Raw genomic sequence first — 21,139 nt, forward strand, 5'->3', positions numbered from 1 at the left:
GGGAACCCCTGCGGGCAGTTCCCCTGCCGACCGACCCCTCACGGGTAGTTCCCCTGCCGGGGGGACCCCTGCGGGCAGCTCTCCTGCCGGGGGGACCCCTGCGGGCAGCTCTCCTGCCGGGGGGACCCCTGCGGGTAGTTCCCCTGCTGACCGATCCCTCACGGGTAGTTCCTCTGCCGGGGGGACCCTTGCGGGCAGCTCTCCTGCCGGGGGGACCCCTGCGGGTAGTTCCCCTGCTGACCGATCCCTCACGGGTAGTTCCCCTGCCGGGGGGACCCTTGCGGGCAGTTCTCCTGCCGGGAGGGCCCCTGCGGGTAGTTCCCCTGCTGACCGATCCCTCACGGGCAGTTCCCCTGCCGACCGACCCCCCACGGGCAGTTCCCCTGCCGGGAGGGCCCCTACGGGCAGCCTCCCCACCGGGAGGACCCCCACGGGTGCGCCCCCCGCGAGCGGCCCCCCCACGGGTGGCACCCCCGCCGGCCGCCCCCCGACGGGCGGAACCACCCCCCGCCCCACCGCCGGAGGCACCCGTGGTCGCCCCCGCAGTGAAGCCGTGGAACGCTCCATCATCGAGGGCGTGATGCAGCTCCTGGAGGAGGGTGTGCCGCTCGCGGACATCTCCATCGAGCGGGTGGCCCGTACCGCCGGTGTCGGCAAGGCCACCATCTACCGCCGCTGGCCGGGCAAGGAGGAGCTGTTCGTCGACGTCATGCGCGCCATGGAGCTGCCGGACCCCGTGTTGCCCGGCACGTCGATGCGCGACGACATGGTCGTCCTGCTGGAGGCGCTGCGCCGGCGCGGACTGGCCAACCGGTCCTCGGCGTTCCTGCACAACGTCCAGGCCCAGATGAAGAGCAGCCCCAAACTCTGGGCCGCGTACCACGCCACCGTCGTCGAACCGCGTCGGCTGCTCGGCCTCGAACTCCTGCGCCGCGGCCAGCGCGACGGCGAGCTGCGCACGGACGTCGACGTCACCCTGATGAACGACCTCTTCGTCGGCCCGATGCTCCTGCGCGCCGTACTGCGCCCCGACGCGGATCTGCCGGAGGGTCTCGCGGAGCAGATAGTCGACACGCTGCTGGAAGGTCTGCGGCCGGCCACCCCGTAACCGGGAATTCGTACGTCTGTCGGGGCGCCCGGCGGACGACTGTGCGTGTTTCGTCACAGAGAGCGCTATCCGGCGCAGTGACAGGAACTGGTCGCGCCGACTTGTTCGTCATCGTCCCCGTACGGCCGTCATGGGACGGCGAGAACGGAACCGATCATCCCCTAGGGTCTTAGGCGCGGGGGACGGACGGGATGCACGGCAGGTTGTGAGGCGACGGTATGGCCCAGCAGGCGTACATGACGGAGACGGACAACGGAGGCTCGGGACCCGAGCGCCGGGGATCCCGGCTTCGGCGCCTGATGAGCCGTCTGACGGTCGGCTGGCGGGGCGATCCGAGAATCTGGCGCCGGGGCATCGTCACGGCGGTGCTGGCCCTGCTGCTGGCCCTCGTGATGGTGCTGCACGCGCAGATCCCCAACCGGATCGGCAACCTCGGCAGCCTCTCCGAGACGTTCCTGCCGTGGTTCGGCATCGTCCTCGTACCGCTGCTGCTGATCGTCGGGCTGCTCCGGCGCTCGGCGACCGCGCTCATCGCGGTGCTGGTGCCGACGGCGGTCTGGTTCAACCTCTTCGGCGGGCTGCTCGGCAGCAACGCCGGTACGGGCGGCAACCTGACGGTGGCCACCCACAACGTCAACGCGGAGAACCCGGACCCGTCCGGCACGGCCCGCGAGGTGGCGGACGGCGGCGCCGACGTCCTCGCCCTGGAGGAGCTGACGGAGACGGCGGTCCCGACGTACGAGACGGCACTCGCGTCGACGTACAAGTACCACTCGGTGCAGGGCACGGTCGGCCTGTGGAGCAAGTACCCGATCAGCGCCTCCCGGCCCGTGGACATCAAGCTGGGCTGGACCCGTGCGATGCGCGCCACCGTGGCGACGCCGGAGGGACCGGTCGCGGTGTACGTCGCCCATCTCCCGTCGGTACGCGTGAAGATGGAGGCCGGCTTCACGGCCCGCCAGCGCGACCGGAGCGCGAACGCGCTGGGCGAGGCGCTCTCCGACGACAAGCTGACCCGCAAGATCCTGCTCGGCGACCTCAACGGCACGATGAACGACCGCGCGCTGAACGCCGTCACGGCGCAGATGCGCTCGACGCAGGGCGCGTCGGGCAGCGGCTTCGGGTTCAGCTGGCCGGCGTCGTTCCCGATGGCACGGATCGACCAGATCATGGTGCAGGGCGTGGAGCCGGTCAGCTCCTGGTCCCTGCCGCGCACGGCGAGCGACCACCTGCCGATCGCGGCGCGGGTGAAGATTCCCTCGTCGGCAACGGGCTCGTAACCAGCGGGCACCCCCGGGGAATACCGGGCGTGGCAGCCTTTGTTCCGTACTTGAACATAAACTGTACGGACCGGCGCTCCGCCGCACCCCCCGAAAGGCTGCTTTCCCTATGCTGTCCCGGCGCACGCCGACCCTGGCCCTGCTAGCCCTCGCCGTAGGCGCGTTCGGCATCGGAACCACCGAGTTCGTGATGATGGGCCTGCTGCCCGACGTCGCCGACGACCTCGGCATCTCCATCCCGTCCGCCGGACACCTGGTCTCGGCGTACGCGCTGGGCGTGGTGACAGGCGCCCCGCTGCTGGCGGCGGTAACGGCCCGGATGTCCCGCCGCAAGCTCCTGATAGGCCTGATGGCCCTGTTCGTGGCGGGCAACGCGCTGTCGGCGTTCGCCCCGACGTACGACTACTTGCTGGCGGCCCGCTTCCTGAGCGGACTGCCGCACGGCGCGTTCTTCGGCGTGGGCGCGGTGGTGGCCACGACGATGGTGGCCCCCGAGCGCAAGGCCCGCTCGGTCTCCCTGATGTTCCTGGGCCTGACGGTCGCGAACGTGGTCGGCGTCCCCGTGGCGACGGCGATGGGCCAGCAGCTGGGCTGGCGGGCGACCTTCCTCGGCGTGAGCGTGATCGGCGTGGTGGCGATAGGGGCCTTGGCGCTGCTGATCCCGAACGCTCGGGTGGAGACACCGGTGGCGGGCCTGCGCGGCGAACTGGCCGCGCTGCGATCGGTCCCGGTGTGGCTGGCCCTGGGGACGACGGTGGCGGGCTTCGGCGCCCTGTTCTCGGCGTACAGCTACATCACGCCGATGCTGACGGACTCCGCGGGCTACAAGGACTCCAGCGTGACGGTGCTGCTGGCGCTGTTCGGCGTGGGCGCGACGATAGGCAACCTGCTGGGCGGCCGGCTGGCGGACCACGCGATGCGCGGCACGCTGTTCGGCGGGTTGGCGTCACTGGCCGTCGTACTGGGCGCGTTCCCGCTCCTCATGAGTACGGTGTGGAGCGCGGCGTTGGCGGTGATGCTGCTCGGCATGGCCGCGTTCATCACCGGCTCGCCACTCCAGCTGATGGTCATGGAGAAGGCGTCGACGGCCCCGTCCTTGGCCTCCTCGGCGAACCAGGCGGCGTTCAACCTGGCCAACGCGGGCGGCGCTTGGGTCGGGGGTCTCGCCTTGGCGGCGGGGTTCGGCGTGACGTCTCCGGCGCTGGTGGGGGCGGGGCTTGCGGTACTGGGGCTCGGTGTGGCCGGGGCGGCCCACGTGGTCGACCGACGCGCGGTGAGCGGGACTCCGTCGGCGGGCCGGGAGCGGTTGGTGGCGTCGCACGTTCCGGGGCAGGCGGAGACGGTACGTCACTGACGGTCCTTGATACGCCCTCCGCGTTGCCCGAAGGCGTCGTCGGTCAGGGAAGTGACGGCACGGCCGCCGGCTGCGAGGGCCTGTGTGAACTTCTGGTCGGCGTCGGCGACGAACACGCGCGGCAGACTCGGCATGGCGGGCCAGTCCGCGTGTCGGTCGGAGGCCGGCACGGCGGTGTCGGGGGTCGCGGGCATCGCGCGCATTGCTGCGGAGGCCGGCCGCGATGTGACCGCAGTGTCCTCACGTGCTTGACCAAGGGGCACACGCCGTAGCACCGGTGGGGAGGGGTGCCCTCAGGCACCCCTCCCCACCGGGCCACCTCCGTGGCCCCCGAGCGCGGGTCGACGATCAGGCAGTCGTCGAGGCCGTCACCGGAGAGGTCGGCCAGATGGACGCATCAGCCCTGGCCCAGGCCCTCCGCAGCCACGTACCGCGTTCGTGTCTACTTCAGGCCGAACGCCCGCTCGACCGTCTGGTCGATCCTGTTGCCCGAAGCGTCGACGGCGACGCTTCGCAGCGTCACATAGCCCGAGCTCTTCCCGGCTCGCGGGAGGCGCACCGCGGCGGTGTACTCGCCGGGTGTCTCCGTCGGTGTCAGACCGACGGGGGTCCACGAGGCGCCGTCGTCGTAGGAGGCCCAGGTCTTCACCTCCGTGACCTCGGGGTCGCCGGCGCGCTGCGGTGCTGCCCGGACGGTGAAGCTCTGCCGCTTGCCTCCCTCGATCCGGTTGCGCAGGTCGACGCCCACGTCGTAAGTGAGCTTCGGCACCGGGATGTGCCGGGCGACGCCGGTCTCGGTGACCTCGAAGCTCCACTCCGTCGTGGCCGACCGCGAGAACTCCCAACCCGGCGAGGTGCGGTCGACCTGCTGCACGGCGCGGTATGTGCCTGGCTCCAGGTCGATGCGGAAGGTGTTGTAGAAGTAGTCCTTTCGCCCCAGTTCCGTCGTGCCGCGGTAGAGCACCAGCGACATGTCGTCGTCCCAGACCGCGACGGGGGAGTGGGACGGATCGCTGTCCGGGAAGGGCGCTGCTCCGATGGACAGGTAGTCGCCGACCGCCGAGCTGTAGCCCTGCCTTGTCACCGTGTCCCCCCGGGTGGGGTTGGCCACCTGGTTGAACCAGTCGACCTCGCGCTTCTCTCCCGGGGTGAAGCCGTGCCACCTGAGGTCGAAGTAGGCGACGCCGTTGGATCCTTCGATGTCCGCGCCTGTCCAGTAGCGGGTGTCGGGATCAGCCGTGACGTACTCCTCGCGCGGCGCCCCGAGCCGGATCGGCACCTCGGTGGAGATGTAGAAGAAGCCGCGCGTACGGCGCCAGGCCTGGAGCAGGTTGCCGACCGGTTCGGCGTGGCGGTAGTAGTCCGCGTCGATTCTCGCGGTGTTGGTGTCGTCGGCGGTGAACCGCAGACCGTCCTCCGGGATCGACTCCACGGTGTTGACGAGGTCGTACTGGAAGTCGCTGTACGGCGTGCCCCGCAGGTGGATGCGGACGTCGCCGCCGGCGAGCGCCGCGAGCAACTGCTCACGCTGCTCGCCGTACACCGCGAACGCGGGCACCGCCGTGGAGCCGGCCTCGGCGACCAGGCGGCCGGGCGTGGGGTTCATGACGCCTACCGCGGTTGCGCCGTGCCGTGCCGCCGTCTCGATCTGCGAGGAGATCGGCACGTCGGGTGAGTGGGTGACCAGGGCGAGCCTGCCCCGCGCCTTGATGCCGCGGTACTCCTCGGGCGTGCCCGTCCCGGCGTCGACGACCCTCAGGGTGCGGCGCCCGCTGAACTGCCTGGCGCCGTCCAACTGGGTCGGGGTGAGGGTGATCCCCTCCGGTGCTGCCACCCTCGCGGTCAGGACGGGTGCCGTGAACGAGGAGTAGAGCGCGAGCTCGCTCTCGCTGTCGCCCTCCGAGGGCAGGGTCGAGATCCGCTCGATCTCCCCGGGGATCAAGGAGGTGAGGTCGTATCCGTGGGGATAGAAGGAGATCGCGCCTCCTCGCCACTCGGTCGTGCGGCCGGTGTCCACCGTTGTCCTGGTCGCTTCGCGTGCGTCGAGGGTGATGTCGACGTCGCCGTCGACAGTCACCGAGGTGTCGTACGCCACCGTCGCCTCCTCGGTCCAGGACCGCGAGGCGTCGGGGGTGAAGATGTTCGCGTACATGATGTATTCACCCGGCGCGACTCGCAGGCGCGCTTCACCGGCGCTGTTGAAGGAGGAGGTCTCCGGGGGTGCGCTCCGTCCGGTTCCGCTGAGAAGGGCCACCTGACTGGGACCGCCGGCCGCCACCCCGTCGCTGCCGACGCCGGTGATGGTGACGTCGTGGAGCAGCTTCTCCATCAGGAACGAGAAGGGGACGCGTACGGTGGTCCCGTCCTGTGCCGTCGCCGTCACCCGGCCGCTGTAGTGCGTGTCTCTCTTCAGCAGGTTGGGGTCGAGGACGACGGCCGCGGTCGCTGTCCCACCGGCCGGCACGGTGACCGAGGTGCTGGCGAGGGTCATGGCGTCGGCCGGAATCTCCGCGCCGGCGGCGTCAACGCCGTCGTCCCGGAGCGTGAAGGTGCGTTCGGTGCCGGACGAGTTGTGGACGGTCACCTGGCGCTCGACCGGCTGGTAGTCGCCGGACTCGGCGTATCGGACGGCGCCGAGGTTCAGCGCGGCGGGCGTGGCGTACGCCGCCTGTGACACGGCCCGGGTGAGGTCGACTCGGCCCACCCCGCCCTCGGCCACCTGGTAGCCACCCGGGGCGGCCGTCGTGACAAGGGCGGCCTTGAGTTCTGGCGCGGACCACTCGGGGTGCTGCTGCTTGACCAGCACGGCGGCTCCGGCGGCATGCGGTGTCGCCATGGAGGTGCCGCTCGCGGTGGTGTAGAGCTGGTCGACCGGGGTGCCCATCGAGGTTCCGGCGGCGCGGGCGGCGACGATGCCGACGCCCGGCGCAGAGACTTCGGGCTTCAGCGTGGCGTCGCCCGTGCGCGGGCCGCGGCTGGAGAAGGGGGCGAGCCCATTCGATTTGTCGACGGCTCCGACAGTGAGAGCCGCGTCGGCGGAGGCGGGGCTGCCGATCTGCCGCCGGCCGGAGTTGCCTGCGGCGACGACGAAGAGAGCGCCGGTCTCTTCGGTGAGTGTGTTGACGGCGACACTGATCGGTCCGGTTCCGTCGTCCTCGGCGGAGCTGCCGAGGCTCATGTTGATCACGTCGGCGCCGTTGCGGGCGGCCCACTCCATTCCGGCGATGATCCCGCTGAACGAGCCGCTGCCCGAGTCGTTGAGCACTTTGCCGACCAGCAGGCGGGATGCGGGGGCGACGCCTTTGTGGCCGTTCCCGGCGCCACTGCCGCCGATGGTGGCGGCGACATGTGTGCCGTGGCCGTGATGATCGACGGCATCTGCCTCCGTCGTGAAGTTCCGCGTGCCGGTGATCCGCCCCTGGAGATCCGGGTGGGTGGCGTCGACACCGGTGTCGAGCACCGCGGCCGTGACGCCCGCTCCGTCGTAGCCCGCCTCCCAGGCGGTGGGAGCGCCGATCTGGGGCACGGAGTCGGCCAGATCGACCGAGACCGTTCCGTCGAGCCAGAGCCGCGCGAGTCCGCGCGCCCGGAGACCGGCGGGGGTGTGGTCGTAGTCGCGCCAGAAGGCCTTCGCCTCGCCCTTGGACACTGCGACGGCCATCGCGTTGATGCTGTCGAGGTCACGGCCGGCCCGGCCGTGCCGGGGCTGGACAGGTGCCTTGGCTTCGTCTCGGTTGTCGACGATGACCGGTATCGGTGCGGAGGTGCCGTACCCCTGGCTCCTCAGTGCGTCGATATTGAAGAGCCGGCGATCGAACTGGCCGCTGTTCACTCCCTCCTGGGCGGCAGCCGGGACGGCGTACGTGTCGCCCTCCCACTCGTACAGCGACACAAGGCCGCGCGACGGGCCGGTCGGGTCGGCGGTGATCGACTCGTGATCGTCCGCGTAGTCGCGCACGGTGAGCACGTCGCCGGTGATCAGTGTGATGCGCGCGGTGGTCGGGGCTGACGCGGCGATGCCGTCCGGATCGCGTTCGGCGGCCGCATGTCCGGGCACCGTCAACAGCGCGACCACGGTGGCTGTCGCGGTGAGTCCGGCGGCCGCATGACGCACGTTCAGGCGTCTCATGCGAGTCCCTTCATTGCTCCTGGCACGGGCTGGACACCCGTTCGCTCTTGACGCATGCTGGCGCGCGCGTCCTCTTGAGGACCAGAGGACGCGTACGTCACGTAGCGGACCGTGTCCGCAACAGGAAAGAGGCCATGTGTCGTACCGATTACCTGAGTTGACCGGTCTTGGCATGCCGGAGGGCGCGGAGACGATCTATCTCGCGCTGCTCGATCGCCACACGGCCACCACGGCCGAACTCGCGTCGCAGACGGGGCGGACGGTCAAGGCAGCCTCAGAACTGCTGGACTGGCTGCGGGCGCACGGCCTCGTCCTGCGCGCGAACGTCCTGGCGAAGACGGGTGATCCCCATGCGGGGTGGACCGCCGCCAATCCGGACCGCTCGTTACGGGGCCTGGTGCTCAAGCACGAGGAAGCGCTCTTGCAGGTCCGTGGCTCGCTGCCGAGTCTGCAGGAGCGCTACCTCCGTTCTCGGCAGGCCGACGACGCCCACAGCGTGATCGAGCAACTGGAGACCTGGGGGGACGTCGGGAACCGCTATCACGAGCTGCTGCGCGACGCGAGGGACGAAGTGCTGATGTGGGACATGGCCCCGTACACCGCAGGACAGGGCGGCCCAGTGGAGCAGTCCGCGCTGGATCGCGGTGTTCGCTTCCGTCAGCTCTGCGACCCACAGGGCCTGTCAGCGGAAGTGAAGGCCAAGCGCGCGGCCGTACGCGGCCTCCAGGCGAGGATCCATGCGGAACTCCCGTTCAAGGGCGCGATCGCGGACGGTGCGGCTGCCGTCATCACGATGGACCATGAGCCGCAGAACGCGAAGGCGCTGCTCGTGCGGCGCTCGCCGCTCCTCGACGCCCTGCTGATGCTGTTCGAGACCAGCTGGAGCCGTGCGGTGCCGATGGACCGCGACGACACGGGCCTGGGCAAGGAGGAGTGGGAGGTGATGACTCTGCTCGCCGCGGGGTGGAAGGACGAGGCGATCGCCAGGCAGACCGAGATCACCACCCGGACCGTCCGCCGACGCGTACAGACACTGCTGACAGCGCTCCATGCCAAGAGCCGCTTCCACGCGGGCGTCGAGGCCAGTCGGCGCGGCTGGGTCTGACCACCACCGCAGTCGTGGGCTACGCGTCCGCCGACGTCCGTGCGGGCCCTGGATAGACTCGTACGCATGGTCCGATCGTCTCGTGGTGGTGCGAGCCCCGGGACGTGGCGGCGTGAGCCGGGCACCGTGGTGCGCCGAGCCGCGGCTGTTCCGGAGCAGGCGACAGCCCCCTTCGTCATCTTCGCCGGGTCGCGGGTTCCTCGCGTTCCCACGGAGTGGACGCCGCACTCGCATCCCGTGCACGAGCTCGTCTGGGTACGCGGGGGAACACTGACGTCCCGTGTGGGGGACCGCGTCTTCACCGTGTCCGAGGGACACGGGCTGTGGATGCCGGCCGGAGTGCTGCACGGGGGACGGGCGACGGCGGGTGCGGAGTTCCACGACGCCTTCTTCGCCCCCGACCGCACGCCGTTCGCGTTCGAGGAGCCGATAGCGATCGCGATGACGCCGGTGCTGGAGTCGTTGCTGACCCATCTGTCCCGCACCGATCTCGATGGCGCGGCCAGGGCGCGGGCGGAGTCGGTCGTGTTCGACGTGCTCCAGCCGTCGGAGCGCCAGTTCGCGTTGCAGTTGCCCGGCGACGCCCGGATCGACGCGATCGCCGAAGCCCTGCTGGACGATCCCGCCGACTGCCGCTCGCTGGACGAGTGGGCCCGCGCGCTGGGGATCAGCGACCGTACGGTCACCCGTGCGTTCCGCCACGCGACGGGGCTGTCCTTCGCGCAGTGGCGACAGGCACTGCGCGTCCATCGGGCGCTGATGCTGCTCTCCGAGGGAGTCGACGTGCAGACCGTCTCCGAGTCGCTCGGCTACGCGCAGCCCAGCACCTTCATCGCCGCCTTCCGGCGGGTCATGGGAACCACGCCCGGCGCGTACTTCGACGCGACCGACGGCACCCCGGACGGTGTCCGGAATCCCGTATCGGGTGTCCAGAACTCCTGATTGTCGACACGTCGAGCGGAATATAACCTTCTCCCAGTTAGGCAAGGCAACCCTTAGTTGTTGCTCGCTGCGTACGGTGGTTTCCGGGCGCTGGAGAGTCTGTGGCCCGGTCGGCAACGGCCGGACGGAGGGTGCCGCAGTCGTTGCTCCTCCAACCATCCGGACCCACCCATGTGCACAGACTCCTCCCGGCGCACCGGTCGGCCTGCGGCCGATCCGGCCGATCCGACCGATCCGGCCACGCCGGTGGCCGCCCTCAGCGGGCACGATCTTGTACTGCGGTACGGCGGGACGCCGGTCGTCCACGGCGTCTCGCTGGCCCTGGAGGCCGGTCGCGCGACCGCTCTGGTGGGGCCGAACGGCAGCGGGAAGTCCACGCTGCTGCGCGCGCTCTCCCGACTGCACCGGGTGCACGACGGCCGGGTGACGCTCGGTGCCCGTGACGGACACCCCGAGCGCGAGGCAACTCTGCTCAGCGCCCGTCAGTTCGCGCGCGAGGTCACGCTGTTCTCCCAATCACGGCCCGCGCCCCAAGGACTGACGGTGACGGAGGTCGTGGCGTTCGGACGCCACCCGTACCGGCGGGGCTTCGCCGGCCTGTCCGCCGAGGACCGGAGCGCCATCGAGCACGCCATGGGTGTCACCGGCGTGCGGGACATGGCCGGCCGGCCGGTCGGGGAACTCTCCGGCGGGGAGATGCAGCGTGTCTGGCTCGCGGCCTGCCTGGCCCAGGACACCGGCGTCGTGCTGCTGGACGAGCCGACGAACCACCTGGACCTGCGCTATCAGATCGAGACGCTCGACCTGGTGCGCGATCTCGTCGAGGAGCACGGCGCCGCGGTGGGGATCGTGCTGCACGACCTCGACCAGGCCTCCCGCGTCGCGGACACGCTGGTCCTGATGCGCTCCGGCCGTGTGCACGCTGCGGGCGCACCCGCCGACGTCCTCACCGCGGAGAACATCGGCGCGGTCTACGACATCAGTGTCGAGGTCGGCGTGGACCCCCGCACGGGCCGTCTGCGTATCGACCCGATCGGGCGGCACTCCGCCCGGAGCGGCGCATCCGCCGCTCCTGCGAACCACAGGAACCACAAGAACCACAAGAACCACAAGAAAGAGGACCCTTCATGAACCGTGCCCGTCGCCTCGCGGCGTCAGCCTCCACAGGGCTCGTCGTCCTCGCCGCAACGGCCTGCGGCACGACCAGTGTCGACAAGGCCGAGGCCGGCGGCAGCGCGTCGCCCTCGTCGAAGAGCTGCGCCGGGGACACCACGACGACCTCGAAGAAGCCGGTGTCCTTCAAGGACGGTGTCGGCCGGCAGGTGACACTCGACAAGCCCGCCGAACGGATCGCGGTCCTGGAATGGCAGCAGATCGAGGACGCCCTGACCCTGTGTGTCACCCCCACCGCGGTCTCCGACGCGAAGGGCTACCGCACCTGGGTCAGCGCGGAGAAGCTGCCCGAGGGGGTGACGGATGTCGGTACCCGCGGTGAGCCCGACCTCGACACCCTCTACGCGGCGAAGCCCGACCTCATCGTCGTGGAGGCGTTCAAGGCCGACGACGAGATCATCAAGAAGCTGGAGAAGCGAGGCGTCCCCGTGCTGGCCACGCTGGGGGCGAATCCGAAGGACCCGATCGGGAACATGCGGGACGTGTTCAGCATGATCGGCGAGGCGACGGGGCGCACCGAGCGGGCCGACCAGGTGCTCAAGGAGTTCGACGAGCACCTCGCGACGGCCAAGACGCAGGTCACCGACGCCGATCTGCCGACGAAGGACTTCCTGTTCTTCGACGGATGGCTCCAGGGCGGCAACCTCACCGTCCGCCCCTACGCCAAGGGCGCCCTGTTCACCGAGATAGGCGAAGAGCTCGGCATGAACCCCGTGTGGACCGACGACATCAACAAGGCCCATGGGGACGGGGGCGTCAACGCCGCCTACGGCCTCGCGCAGACCGACGTAGAGGGACTCACCGCGGTGGGTGACGCCAACCTCTTCTACGCCAACGACGAAGGAGCCGGCGGGTACGTCGCGGCGCTGAAGAAGAACCCGATCTGGAAGACCATCCCGGCCGTGAAGGAAGGCCGCGCGCACTCGTTCCCGGCGCGGGTCTGGGGCGCCGGCGGTCCGCGCTCCTGCGCGCAGGCGATCGATGCGTACGTCGACGTACTCGCCAAGAAGTGAGCACACCGCGGATATCGGCACCCGGAAGGAGACCGCTGCCGTACGCCGGACACGGCGGCGGCCCCTCCGGGGTGGCCGTCCTGGCACTCCTTCTCGTCGTGACCACCCTGGTGGGCATGTGGCATCTGACGCAGGGAACCTCCGGCGTCGGCGTCGGGGACCTGGTGCGGTATCTCGTCGGGGAACGGAAGAGCGCCGGCGGGGTGCCGGTCGGCGAGATCCTCACCGGCTCGCGCCTGCCGCGCCTGCTCGCGGGTGTCGCGGTGGGCCTCGCCCTCGGCTGCGCCGGCGCGCTGCTGCAGTCCGTCACGCACAACGCGCTCGCCTCCCCCGACACCCTGGCGGTCACGTCCGGGGCCTACTTCACGCTCTCGCTCGTCGCGGCCCTCGGTCTCGCCGTCCCGCTGTGGGCGTCGGGCGCCGTCGCCTTCGCCGGCGGCCTGCTCGCGGCGGCGCTCGTGCTGGTCCTCGCGGGCCGGGCCGCGGGCACCACGGGCACCCGCCTCATCCTCGCCGGATCGGCGACGGCGATGGCCCTGGACGCGGCGACCGCGATGCTGCTCATCCTGTTCGCCCAGAACACGACCGGTCTCTTCGCCTGGGGAAGCGGTTCGCTCGCGCAGCTGAACATCGACGCGTCGGTACGTGCCTTCCCCCTCGTGGCCACGGTGCTGTGCGTCGCCCTGGCGCTGTCCCGCAGGCTGGACGTGATGAACCTCGGCGACGACGCCGCGTCCACCCTCGGCGTGCCGATCCGGACCACCCGCGTGACCGCCGTGCTCTGCGCGGTGCTCCTGACCAGCACGGCGGTGACACTCGCGGGCCCGATCGCCTTCGTCGGACTCGGCGCCCCCGTTCTGACCCGCCTGATCGCGGGACGGGTCCGGGCGCTGCACCGGCACCTCTTCCTGGTGCCCGCGTCCGGGCTGTTCGGCGCGTTGCTCATCCTGCTCGCGGACGCGTCGCTGCGTGCGGTGCAGGGTGCCGACGGGGCCGCCGCCATTCCCACGGGCGTACCGACCGCGTTGCTCGGCGCCGTCGTGATCGTGGTCCTCGCCCTCCGCCTCCGCGACACGGGCCAACTCCGACAACCACCGCACACGCGGGTTCGCGCACGGTCGCGCCGAGCGTTCCTCCTCGTCGTGCTCGGCGCGGTGGCACTCCTGGCCGCGGCGGTCCTCGTGGCGATCCTCGCGGGGAGCCTCTGGCTGCGGACGGGGGACATCGCGCTCTGGATCCGGGGAACCGCCCCGGACCTGATCGGCCAGGCGCTCGACGACCGGGTCCCGCGCGTGGCCGCCGCGGTCCTCGCCGGCGCGGCGCTCGGACTGGCCGGATGCGCTGTGCAGAGCGCGGTGCGCAACCCGCTGGCGGAGCCGGGTGTGCTCGGCATCACGGCGGGCGCCGGGCTGGGTGCGGTGAGTGTCGTGACGTCGGGCCTGCCCGGCGGACGGCCGCTGCTCGTCGTCGCGGCGGTCGTGACGGGGCTCGCCACGTTCGGGGTGATCGCCCTGCTGGCCTGGCGCGGCGGCTTCCTGCCCGACCGGTTCGTGCTGATCGGCATCGGCTGCGGGTACGGCCTCAGCTCCGTCACCACGTTCCTCCTGCTGCGTGCCGACCCGTGGAACACGCCCCAGATCTTCACCTGGCTCTCCGGTACGACCTACGGGCGCACGCTGCCCGACGTCGTACCGGTAGCGGTGGCCCTGGCTCTCGCGCTCCCCGCGCTGCTCGCCATGCGCGGCCGGCTCGACCTGCTCGCCGTCGACGAGGACACCCCGCGGGTAGTCGGCGTCAGGGTGGAACGCACACGCTTCACCGCACTGGCGATCGCCGCGGTGCTCGCCGCACTCAGCGTCATCGCCATCGGCGTCGTCGGCTTCGTGGGGCTCGTCGCCCCGCACCTCGCCCGGTCACTGGTAGGTGCCCGCCACGGCCGCGCGATCCCGGTCGCGACGCTGCTCGGCGCGCTGCTGGTCTGCGTGGCCGACACCCTCGGCCGCACGCTCGTCGCACCCGCCCAGATACCGGCGGGCCTCATGATCGCCCTGGTCGGAGCTCCGTACTTCGTCTGGGTGCTGCGGCAGTCCCGCGCATGACGACGGGCAGCGCACCCGCGTCGGCCGGCACGTCACCGCCACCGTCACCGTCACCGGCCCCCGGGGCACGCTGCGCGGCGCGTCGACCCGGGCCGGGGTCCGCCCGCTTCCCGGACCGTCGATCGGCCGGGACCTCCGAGTCCGGGTCCGAGTCCGGGTCCGAGTCCGCGCCGTCACGGAGACCTGCGAGCGAAGCCCCGCCCCTCGCCCCCTCCGATCGCCCCCTCCGACCCGCCAGGAGTGCCGGAATGCCGCCTCACCAGGAAACGCCCGTGAAGAGCACCGTCGTCCCGTTCGAGCCCGACACGCTGCCGACCCCGCTGAGGCGGCTCGGACACCACGACGTGCTGGAGCGCTGGCGCGCGGTCGACCGTTCCGCCCACGCCCCGCACGTCGTGGCCGTTCCCGGGGACGACGGCGAGGACTGGGCCGCTGCCGCGCTCGTGACGGCACGCCCGCACACGGCCTACCTGAAGATCGTCGATGCCGTCGGTGACGTGCCGGCGGCCGTCGACGCCGTGGTGTCCTCCGCACGCCACCGAGGGCTCGCGCAGGTGAAGTGGGAAGGGTGGACGGCGAGCGCCGAGGTGGCCGCCGCCGTCGGCTTCGCCCCGCTGCGTGTTCCGCTCGCGCAGGCGGAGGACGCGGGAGGGCCCGCTGCCGGGTACGTTCGCTGGCTGCACGACGGCGCGGTGACCGAGCCCCCGTACTACGGGCAGACGACGCACTTCACGTGCGGCGCCGTCACCGCCCTGGTCGCGCAGGCACACGCGGGGGCGCTGCCGCGGGAGTCGCTCGACCGTCCGGCGGAGCTGACGCTGTGGCGCGACGCGACGAACTTCCCCGCGTGCGAGCCCGTCGGACTGGGCGTCGCCGTGCGTCGAGCGTGGCCGTCGTCCCCGGTCACGGTCTTTCTCGACGTGGACCGGCCCGTGCTGCTCGACCACTATCCGGCGAGCGAGCAGGAGTGGCGTGCCGTGCTCCAACGCGTGTCACGGACGGACGCCGGACGGGTCGGTGTCCCGATCGACTCAGGCCACCTGCCCATGACCGCGATCCGGAGCGCGATCGGCCGACGGGAGCACGTGCTGCTCCTGGTCTCGCTCGCCGGGATGCAGGGGTTCGACGTGCCGCACTGGGTGCTCTGCCACGGAGCCGTACCCGGCGCCGTCGTGATCGAGGACCCATGGGCCAACGCGGCCACGGGGGACACCTGGGTCGACGCCCACCTGCTGCCCGTACCCGACTCGTCGCTTGACGAGATGTCGACGATCTCGTCGGACCGCTACCGCGGTGCCGTGATCATCGGCTGCCCGGAGCGCGACGCATCCTCTTCCGACTCTTCCGAGCCGACCGAAGAGTAGATCGCAAACTGAGGCGTTGCACCGAACGCCATGCAGCCTGCGCCCAGTTTTTCATCGCCCTAGCCAGCGCGATCGTCACTATCCGTAGCCTGATCCGACGCGTATGGTTCCTCTGCGGAAATGACTTCCGCTGCGCTTGTCAGCATGGCGGCGAAGTTGTCGTGCCGCTCAGGACCGGTGCCGTCGCCCGGCCACCACTCGTACGCGGTCCACTCGCCGTCCTGCCTGGCGCTGTCGGCAAACAGCACCCAATGGCCACCGCTGCCGCCGTCGTCATTTGAGATCAACAGGCACCGCTCGAATTTCTCGAGATCCTCGGCGAAGTATCCCGAGTCTGGCGACGACCAGTAGTCGAGGAGATCGGTCAGGTCAGGAAACCACCCGATTTCATCGACCTTGAGCAGATCGAGAAGGCCGATGCTTTTCCAGCCGTTGCTGGTCAGCAGGAAGTTCCGGTACATCGGCGGCAGCCGGACCCCAAGTCGCCTTTCAGCAGCCAGCACCGCCTCCTCGCTCGCCGGCCCGTAGCCAAGCCATCCAGCCTCCCGTTGGGCCTCACTCAGCAGGAACTGCGCCCTCCCATCCGACTCGGCCTCACGGAGAAGGCCCGAGTTCAGGAACGTGGAGCTGTAGTCACTGAGGAACCTGCGCCACTCGGCGACGGTCACCGGGGAGGGTTCCACGCCTGAACTCCTTCGATGGAGCGATGGGTCGTAGGCATCCTGACACCGATCCACATCACTCGAAAAGGTGCGCGTCCTGCGTCCAGCATTACTCCGATCCGTGAGGAGTTCCTCCGTCTGCTGCCCGCCCGGCAAGACTTGCACCCGCTGGGCCGCCACAATCCCCGGATCGAGGACGCGGTGGTCTTCGACCGGCTCGTTGTGGCACTGGTGTCGGGGATGGGCTACGAGCGGGTCGCGGACAAGGCGTGTTCGGCCACGACGATCCAGCGCCGGCGAGACGAGTGGATCGCTGCCGGTGTTGCCGGCCACCTGGTCGGGCTGTATCACCAAGGCACCAACGGGCGGCGAGTGCGCAGGCCGGTCCCCGGTGGACCGGGGCAAGCAGGGCCTCAAACGGTCCCAGCTCACCGACAGCTACGGCATACCGGTGGTCGGGCAACTCGGACAGGTCCCGCGGCACCCAGCCCTGAGCCCGGACGCCGGTTACGACTATGGGGCGGTCTACCGCGATCTCACCCAGCGCCACATCACACCCCGGATCTCGAAGCGGGGCACGGAGACCCGATCCCCGATCCAGACCGACGGCCGCTGGGTCGCAGAACGCACAAACTCCTGGATGAACAACTTCGGCAAGCTTCGCCGCAACACCGAACGCCGCCGCGCCTGCACCTAGCTAGTTCTTCAGCGCCGGGCGTCACTAACGGCGGGCCGCCGCCCCGACTGCCGTCGCTCCGCATGACCCACACCGAGATCGAGATCACCGCAGAGACGAACACCCAAGGTCCGCCGGCCCAGGACAAATGACGTCCAACCGAACGCCTCGCTGGTCTTCGGCGAACCCGTCTCGTCCAGTCCGCTGTTCGTGGCAGCCGCGACATTTCAGCAGGTGCGGTGCGCAGGCCCTGTCTCGCAGAAAACAGTTATCCGAGAATTTACCCTCACGGTGTTGCAGTCGTCGGAAAGCGGGCGGCGTGCGTGGTCGTGACGGTAATCTCTTGCCGAGGTCGGATTTCTCTGCACAATTCGGCCATAGGCGGAAGCCTTTCTTCCGTGGCGCGAGTATGTGATTGTTTCGCTCATGACATCATGGAGACGTAAGCTCAGGCTGACCGTGATCATGGGACTCAGTGCCTTTATGCTCGCCATCACGGGCGCCTTGTCCCCCGCGTCCGCAGCGACCTACTGGTGGTACTCGAACACCAACGGATGTCTCGGCTCATCCGGAGGCAACGCTCTGGTGCTTCCTTGCACCTCCCAGACAACGCAGGACTGGTACTGGGGTACGGAGTCGAATCAGTGGCAAGGCCACACGATGCGCCGACTGGTGAATCGCTACACCGGTGCATGCCTGACCACCGACAACGCGACCGAGCTGAACGCCGTCTGGATGAGCCCCTGTGGAGGCGGCCGTTCCGGACAGTTCTGGACCGCCGACAACAACCACATCCAGAACCAGAACGGCAACTTCCTCATATCCGATCAGGACGGCACCCTGAATACCGTCCGCGAAGGCGCCGACGCGCCCGTCTTCCTTTGGTACGGGCATCTGGTCTGAAAGTCAGTTCCACCTTCGACGCCGTAGCACAGTGCCCTTTCCCGGGATGTGAGTTCCCGGGAAAGGGCACTGCGGGATCATCGGTCTTTCCGGGCGCCTGCCCCGCTGATCAAGCCGACTCCCGCACCCATTGGTAATAGGCAACCGCCGATCCTTCCCGAACCCCTTAGCCCGCAATGAACTTCGACGCGGAGTTGGTGACTCGGGTGCTGCGGATGGTGGATACGGCGGAGTACAAGCGGCGGCAGTATCCGCCAACGCGCTGTCGGCGTTCGCCCCGACCTACGACTACCTCCTGGCCGCCCGCTTCCTGAGCGGACTGCCGCACGGCGCGTTCTTCGGCGTGGGCGCGGTGGTGGCCACGACGATGGTGGCCCCCGAGCGCAAGGCCCGTTCGGTCTCCCTGATGTTCCTGGGCCTGACGGTCGCGAACGTGGTCGGCGTTCCCGTGGCGACGGCGATGGGCCAGCAGCTGGGCTGGCGGGCGACCTTCCTGGGCGTGAGCGTGATCGGCGTGGCGGCGATAGGAGCACTGGCGCTGCTGGTCCCGCAGACCCGGACGGAAGCACCGGTGGCGGGCCTGCGAGGCGAACTGGCCGCGCTGCGATCGGTCCCGGTGTGGCTGGCCCTGGGGACGACGGTGGCGGGCTTCGGCGCACTGTTCTCGGCGTACAGCTACATCACGCCGATGCTGACGGACTCCGCGGGCTACAAGGACTCCAGCGTGACGGTGCTGCTGGCGCTGTTCGGGGTGGGCGCGACGATAGGCAACCTGCTGGGCGGCCGGCTGGCGGACCACGCGATGCGCGGCACGCTGTTCGGCGGGTTGGTGTCACTGGCCGTCGTACTGGGCGCGTTCCCGCTGCTGATGAGTACGGTGTGGAGCGCGGCGTTGGCGGTCGTGCTGCTGGGCGTGGCGGCGTTCGGAGAAGGCGTCGACGGCCCCGTCCTTGACGTCCTCGGCGAACCAGGCGGCGTTCAACCTGGCGAATGCCGGGGGAGCGTGGGTCGGGGATCTCGCCTTGGCGGCGGGACTGGAGGTGACGTCTCCGGCGGTGGTGGGGGCGGGGCTGGCTCTGCTGGGGCTGGGAGTGGCCGGGACGGCGTACGTGGTGGACAGGCGCGGCGTGACTCCGTCGGCTGGGCGGGAGCGGTTGGTGGCGTCGCATATGCCGGAGCGGGCGGAGCGGGTGCACCACTGAGGGGGTTTGCCCACTCAAGTGGTGGCCGGGGACTGGTGGTGGGTGGCGTCGATAGTCGCTGGCGGACGTTCTGAGGCAGCGGTTGAATGCCTCGGTGAGCGACTACTGGACGCCCGCCCATCACGCGGTCGAGTTCGAGGACGCGGAGACCCTGGCGCGGCTGCTGGCCGAGGGGGCCGACCCCGATGAGGTCTTCAGCAACATGACGCTGCTGACGCATGCGATCGACGTCGAGGGCGACAGATCGCTGCAGAGCGGCAAACCGTTGACCGTGCACACCACCGCCGTGCTGCTGGCCTTCGGAGCCGATCCGGAACTCGCCGATCCCGACGGCCACACCCCCATGGACATGGCCGAGCACTACGGCCACGACCCGGCGGCGAAGCTCCTGCGGGCCCACATCGGCGGCCGATGAGTTTCCCCGCGCCCTGGAGTCAGTCAGGGTGGAACCGAACCGCAAGGTGGAACCGAACCGCAAGGTGGAACCGAACCGCAAGGTGGAACCGAACCGCAAGGTGGAACCGAACCGCAAGGTGGAACCGAACCGCAAGGTGGAACCGAACCGCAAGGTGGAACCGAACCGCAAGGTGGAACCGAACCGCAAGGTGGAACCGAACCGCAAGGTGGAACCGAGCCGGCTGAGAACCAGCCACGGGACACACCCCGAGACGTACCCAGGAGACCCGAGATGCGCACCCTGATCAGCACCGCTTTCGTCTCGCTCGACGGCGTCGTGGAGGCCCCGGGCGGCGAGCCCGGTTACCGGAACTCCGGGTGGACCTTCAAGGACATCGAGTTCCTGCCGGAGGCGTACGAACTCAAGGGCCGGGAGCAGAAGGAAGCCACCGCGATGATGCTGGGCCGGACCAGCTACGAGGCGTTCAGCCCGGTCTGGCCGGCCATGGAGGACTTCGCCGACTACAAGGTGATGCCGAAGTACGTCGTCTCCACCACCCTCACCGAGGCCGACCTGGTCCCGAACTGGGGCGAGACCACGATCCTGCGCTCGCTCGACGACGTGGCCGCCCTGAAGGAGACGGAGGGCGGCCCGATCATCATCCACGGCAGTGCCACCCTCAACCGAAACCTCTCCGACGCCGGCCTCATCGACCGCTACCACCTGCTGGTCTTCCCGCTGCTGCTCGGTGCGGGCAAGCGTCTGTTCAGCGACACGGACAAGGACGCCCAGAAGCTGAAGCTCGTCGAGTCCGAGGTGTACGCCAACGGCCTGCAGAAGAACGTGTTCGACGTCGTCCGCTGAGGGTCCGCCCGAAGGCGGACCACGGTGACTACTGAGCATCCAACGCACGTGGAACGAACGCTGTTTGGTGGCAGCGGCACGTGCACACCAGATAGCGCAGTCCCGGAATGCCGCTCTCCCGGGGCTTCGCGTCCTGGCACTGGCCGTGGGTGCCGATGGTGCAGAGGCTGGACACGAACGGGGGTTCCGGAGGCCAGGCAGGCTCGGGGGCGAGGGTCATTCGTCCGTCCCCCTGCCGGGGTTGGTCATGGGGTAGAGCGGGATGACGTTCCAGGTGCCGCCCCGAGGGTCCCGGTGATCCCCGTCGTGCCCGTGGGGGAGGACGCACGCGCCTACCTCGCTGAGAATCGGGGCGCCGTACAACAGGGAAGCGCGGAGCTTCCCGCACCGGGCCGTGTTCGTTGTCGGCTGCGTCATCGGTCGCCTCCGGCGTAGGCGTGACGGTAACTCGCCCAGAGTTCCCGCCCGTTCTCGCAGCCGTCCTGTGCTTTGCGCACGCTCTTGCAGCCGTCGACGCACTTGCGGGTGTGCTCGTGCCACAGGCGGTAGGCGCGCAGCATGGGCAGTTCGGCCTGCCGCACGGCCGCGCTGACTCTCGTGCTCCTTGCGCTGCTCATCGGCCGCAACCACTTGCCGGGACGGAGATCCGGATGCCGAGGCTGTACGGCCGTACCCGGGCCGCACGGAGTGCCGTGGCCGTTCCCGAGGCCAGGCTCTCGGTTAGAGCAGGCAGGTACGGCCGTGACAGGCGGGACGCCGAACCGTCCAGAGGTGCCCGGTCGGTACTGTACGGCGACCGGCGTGGAGACAGCACCCGTGCGGTGAGGATCGGGTAACCCTCTACGTTCCCCTTCGTAGTGGTCGCGAC

17 protein-coding genes and 3 pseudogenes are annotated in these 21,139 nt (G+C 69.9%); 15 read left to right on the top strand and 5 right to left on the bottom strand.

Annotated elements, in window-relative coordinates:
• Window positions 1–553 precede the first annotated feature (553 nt).
• The 3 genes from LUX31_RS36885 (at window position 554) to LUX31_RS36895 (ending at window position 3,742) form a co-directional block, all read left to right on the top strand.
• Entirely contained in the window at window positions 554–1,108 is a 555-nt protein-coding gene (locus LUX31_RS36885) for a TetR/AcrR family transcriptional regulator (protein WP_235479650.1), read from the top strand.
• Between the two features lie 299 nt (window positions 1,109–1,407).
• The gene (locus LUX31_RS36890; protein WP_443046092.1) at window positions 1,408–2,388 is read left to right on the top strand and encodes an endonuclease/exonuclease/phosphatase family protein; all 981 of its coding nucleotides are present in this window, start codon (window positions 1,408–1,410) and stop codon (window positions 2,386–2,388) included.
• Window positions 2,389–2,497: 109 nt separating this feature from the next.
• Entirely contained in the window at window positions 2,498–3,742 is a 1,245-nt protein-coding gene (locus tag LUX31_RS36895; protein WP_235479652.1) for an MFS transporter, read from the top strand.
• 2 nt (window positions 3,743–3,744) lie between these two features.
• Here the strand turns inward: LUX31_RS36895 and LUX31_RS36900 are convergent.
• Window positions 3,745–3,921, bottom strand: a pseudogene (locus tag LUX31_RS36900) (VOC family protein); the annotation flags it as partial.
• 263 nt (window positions 3,922–4,184) lie between these two features.
• Window positions 4,185–7,871 carry a S8 family peptidase gene (locus LUX31_RS36905; RefSeq protein WP_235479653.1) on the bottom strand — a complete coding sequence of 1,229 codons (3,687 nt, stop codon included), beginning with the start codon at window positions 7,869–7,871 and terminating at the stop codon, window positions 4,185–4,187.
• Between the two features lie 172 nt (window positions 7,872–8,043).
• Between LUX31_RS36905 and LUX31_RS36910 the strand changes: the two genes are divergently transcribed.
• From LUX31_RS36910 to LUX31_RS36935, 6 genes are all read left to right on the top strand, one after another.
• On the top strand, window positions 8,044–8,976 hold the full coding sequence (locus tag LUX31_RS36910) for a helix-turn-helix transcriptional regulator (RefSeq protein ID WP_235479654.1): 933 nt from the start codon (window positions 8,044–8,046) through the stop codon (window positions 8,974–8,976).
• A gap of 66 nt (window positions 8,977–9,042) precedes the next feature.
• Window positions 9,043–9,918, top strand: a complete 876-nt coding sequence (locus LUX31_RS36915; protein ID WP_235479655.1) for a helix-turn-helix domain-containing protein — start codon at window positions 9,043–9,045, stop codon at window positions 9,916–9,918.
• Window positions 9,919–10,089: 171 nt separating this feature from the next.
• Window positions 10,090–11,049 carry an ABC transporter ATP-binding protein gene (locus LUX31_RS36920; RefSeq protein WP_235479656.1) on the top strand — a complete coding sequence of 320 codons (960 nt, stop codon included), beginning with the start codon at window positions 10,090–10,092 and terminating at the stop codon, window positions 11,047–11,049.
• The gene (locus tag LUX31_RS36925; protein ID WP_235479657.1) at window positions 11,046–12,104 is read left to right on the top strand and encodes an iron-siderophore ABC transporter substrate-binding protein; all 1,059 of its coding nucleotides are present in this window, start codon (window positions 11,046–11,048) and stop codon (window positions 12,102–12,104) included. Before LUX31_RS36920 ends, LUX31_RS36925 begins: the two co-directional genes overlap by 4 nt.
• Window positions 12,101–14,203, top strand: a complete 2,103-nt coding sequence (locus LUX31_RS36930) for an iron ABC transporter permease (protein ID WP_235479658.1) — start codon at window positions 12,101–12,103, stop codon at window positions 14,201–14,203. The genes LUX31_RS36925 and LUX31_RS36930 overlap by 4 nt, the downstream gene beginning before the upstream one ends.
• 248 nt (window positions 14,204–14,451) lie before the next feature.
• Entirely contained in the window at window positions 14,452–15,567 is a 1,116-nt protein-coding gene (locus LUX31_RS36935) for a peptidase C39 family protein (RefSeq protein ID WP_235479659.1), read from the top strand.
• Between the two features lie 59 nt (window positions 15,568–15,626).
• On the opposite strand, the gene LUX31_RS36945 is transcribed toward LUX31_RS36935, so the two are convergent.
• Window positions 15,627–16,250, bottom strand: a complete 624-nt coding sequence (locus tag LUX31_RS36945; RefSeq protein WP_235479660.1) for an SMI1/KNR4 family protein — start codon at window positions 16,248–16,250, stop codon at window positions 15,627–15,629.
• 15 nt (window positions 16,251–16,265) lie between these two features.
• Here LUX31_RS36945 and LUX31_RS36950 point away from each other — a divergent pair.
• The 6 genes and pseudogenes from LUX31_RS36950 to LUX31_RS36975 all read left to right on the top strand — a co-directional run.
• Window positions 16,266–16,917: pseudogene (locus LUX31_RS36950) on the top strand (IS5/IS1182 family transposase); the annotation flags it as partial.
• A 447-nt stretch (window positions 16,918–17,364) separates the two neighbouring features.
• Complete coding sequence (locus LUX31_RS36955) at window positions 17,365–17,808, top strand: RICIN domain-containing protein (RefSeq protein ID WP_235479661.1); 444 nt, start codon at window positions 17,365–17,367, stop codon at window positions 17,806–17,808.
• 247 nt (window positions 17,809–18,055) lie between these two features.
• Window positions 18,056–19,010, top strand: a pseudogene (locus tag LUX31_RS36960) (MFS transporter); the annotation flags it as partial.
• Window positions 19,011–19,104: 94 nt separating this feature from the next.
• On the top strand, window positions 19,105–19,425 hold the full coding sequence (locus LUX31_RS36965) for an ankyrin repeat domain-containing protein (protein WP_235479662.1): 321 nt from the start codon (window positions 19,105–19,107) through the stop codon (window positions 19,423–19,425).
• A 28-nt stretch (window positions 19,426–19,453) separates the two neighbouring features.
• The gene (locus LUX31_RS36970) at window positions 19,454–19,711 is read left to right on the top strand and encodes a hypothetical protein (protein WP_235479663.1); all 258 of its coding nucleotides are present in this window, start codon (window positions 19,454–19,456) and stop codon (window positions 19,709–19,711) included.
• Window positions 19,699–20,271, top strand: coding sequence for a dihydrofolate reductase family protein (locus LUX31_RS36975; protein ID WP_235479664.1), 573 nt, complete (start codon window positions 19,699–19,701; stop codon window positions 20,269–20,271). Before LUX31_RS36970 ends, LUX31_RS36975 begins: the two co-directional genes overlap by 13 nt.
• A gap of 216 nt (window positions 20,272–20,487) precedes the next feature.
• On the opposite strand, the gene LUX31_RS36980 is transcribed toward LUX31_RS36975, so the two are convergent.
• The gene (locus LUX31_RS36980; RefSeq protein WP_235479665.1) at window positions 20,488–20,688 is read right to left on the bottom strand and encodes a hypothetical protein; all 201 of its coding nucleotides are present in this window, start codon (window positions 20,686–20,688) and stop codon (window positions 20,488–20,490) included.
• Window positions 20,685–20,888, bottom strand: coding sequence for a hypothetical protein (locus LUX31_RS36985; protein ID WP_235479666.1), 204 nt, complete (start codon window positions 20,886–20,888; stop codon window positions 20,685–20,687). The genes LUX31_RS36980 and LUX31_RS36985 overlap by 4 nt, the downstream gene beginning before the upstream one ends.
• Between the last annotated feature and the right edge of the window lie 251 nt (window positions 20,889–21,139).

Source organism: Streptomyces sp. GQFP (assembly GCF_021545335.1).
Lineage (GTDB): Bacteria > Actinomycetota > Actinomycetes > Streptomycetales > Streptomycetaceae > Streptomyces.

What these genes read in the sequence shown, in the direction of transcription:
- LUX31_RS36890 (WP_443046092.1), top strand. Translation starts at nt 1,408, where the DNA reads ATGAGCCGTCTGACGGTCGGCTGGCGGGGCGATCCGAGAATCTGGCGC.
- LUX31_RS36895 (WP_235479652.1), top strand. Translation starts at nt 2,498, where the DNA reads ATGCTGTCCCGGCGCACGCCGACCCTGGCCCTGCTAGCCCTCGCCGTA.
- LUX31_RS36905 (WP_235479653.1), bottom strand. Translation starts at nt 7,871, where the DNA reads ATGAGACGCCTGAACGTGCGTCATGCGGCCGCCGGACTCACCGCGACA.
- LUX31_RS36910 (WP_235479654.1), top strand. Translation starts at nt 8,044, where the DNA reads ATGCCGGAGGGCGCGGAGACGATCTATCTCGCGCTGCTCGATCGCCAC.
- LUX31_RS36915 (WP_235479655.1), top strand. Translation starts at nt 9,043, where the DNA reads ATGGTCCGATCGTCTCGTGGTGGTGCGAGCCCCGGGACGTGGCGGCGT.
- LUX31_RS36920 (WP_235479656.1), top strand. Translation starts at nt 10,090, where the DNA reads ATGTGCACAGACTCCTCCCGGCGCACCGGTCGGCCTGCGGCCGATCCG.
- LUX31_RS36925 (WP_235479657.1), top strand. Translation starts at nt 11,046, where the DNA reads ATGAACCGTGCCCGTCGCCTCGCGGCGTCAGCCTCCACAGGGCTCGTC.
- LUX31_RS36935 (WP_235479659.1), top strand. Translation starts at nt 14,452, where the DNA reads ATGCCGCCTCACCAGGAAACGCCCGTGAAGAGCACCGTCGTCCCGTTC.
- LUX31_RS36975 (WP_235479664.1), top strand. Translation starts at nt 19,699, where the DNA reads ATGCGCACCCTGATCAGCACCGCTTTCGTCTCGCTCGACGGCGTCGTG.
- LUX31_RS36980 (WP_235479665.1), bottom strand. Translation starts at nt 20,688, where the DNA reads ATGACGCAGCCGACAACGAACACGGCCCGGTGCGGGAAGCTCCGCGCT.
- LUX31_RS36985 (WP_235479666.1), bottom strand. Translation starts at nt 20,888, where the DNA reads ATGAGCAGCGCAAGGAGCACGAGAGTCAGCGCGGCCGTGCGGCAGGCC.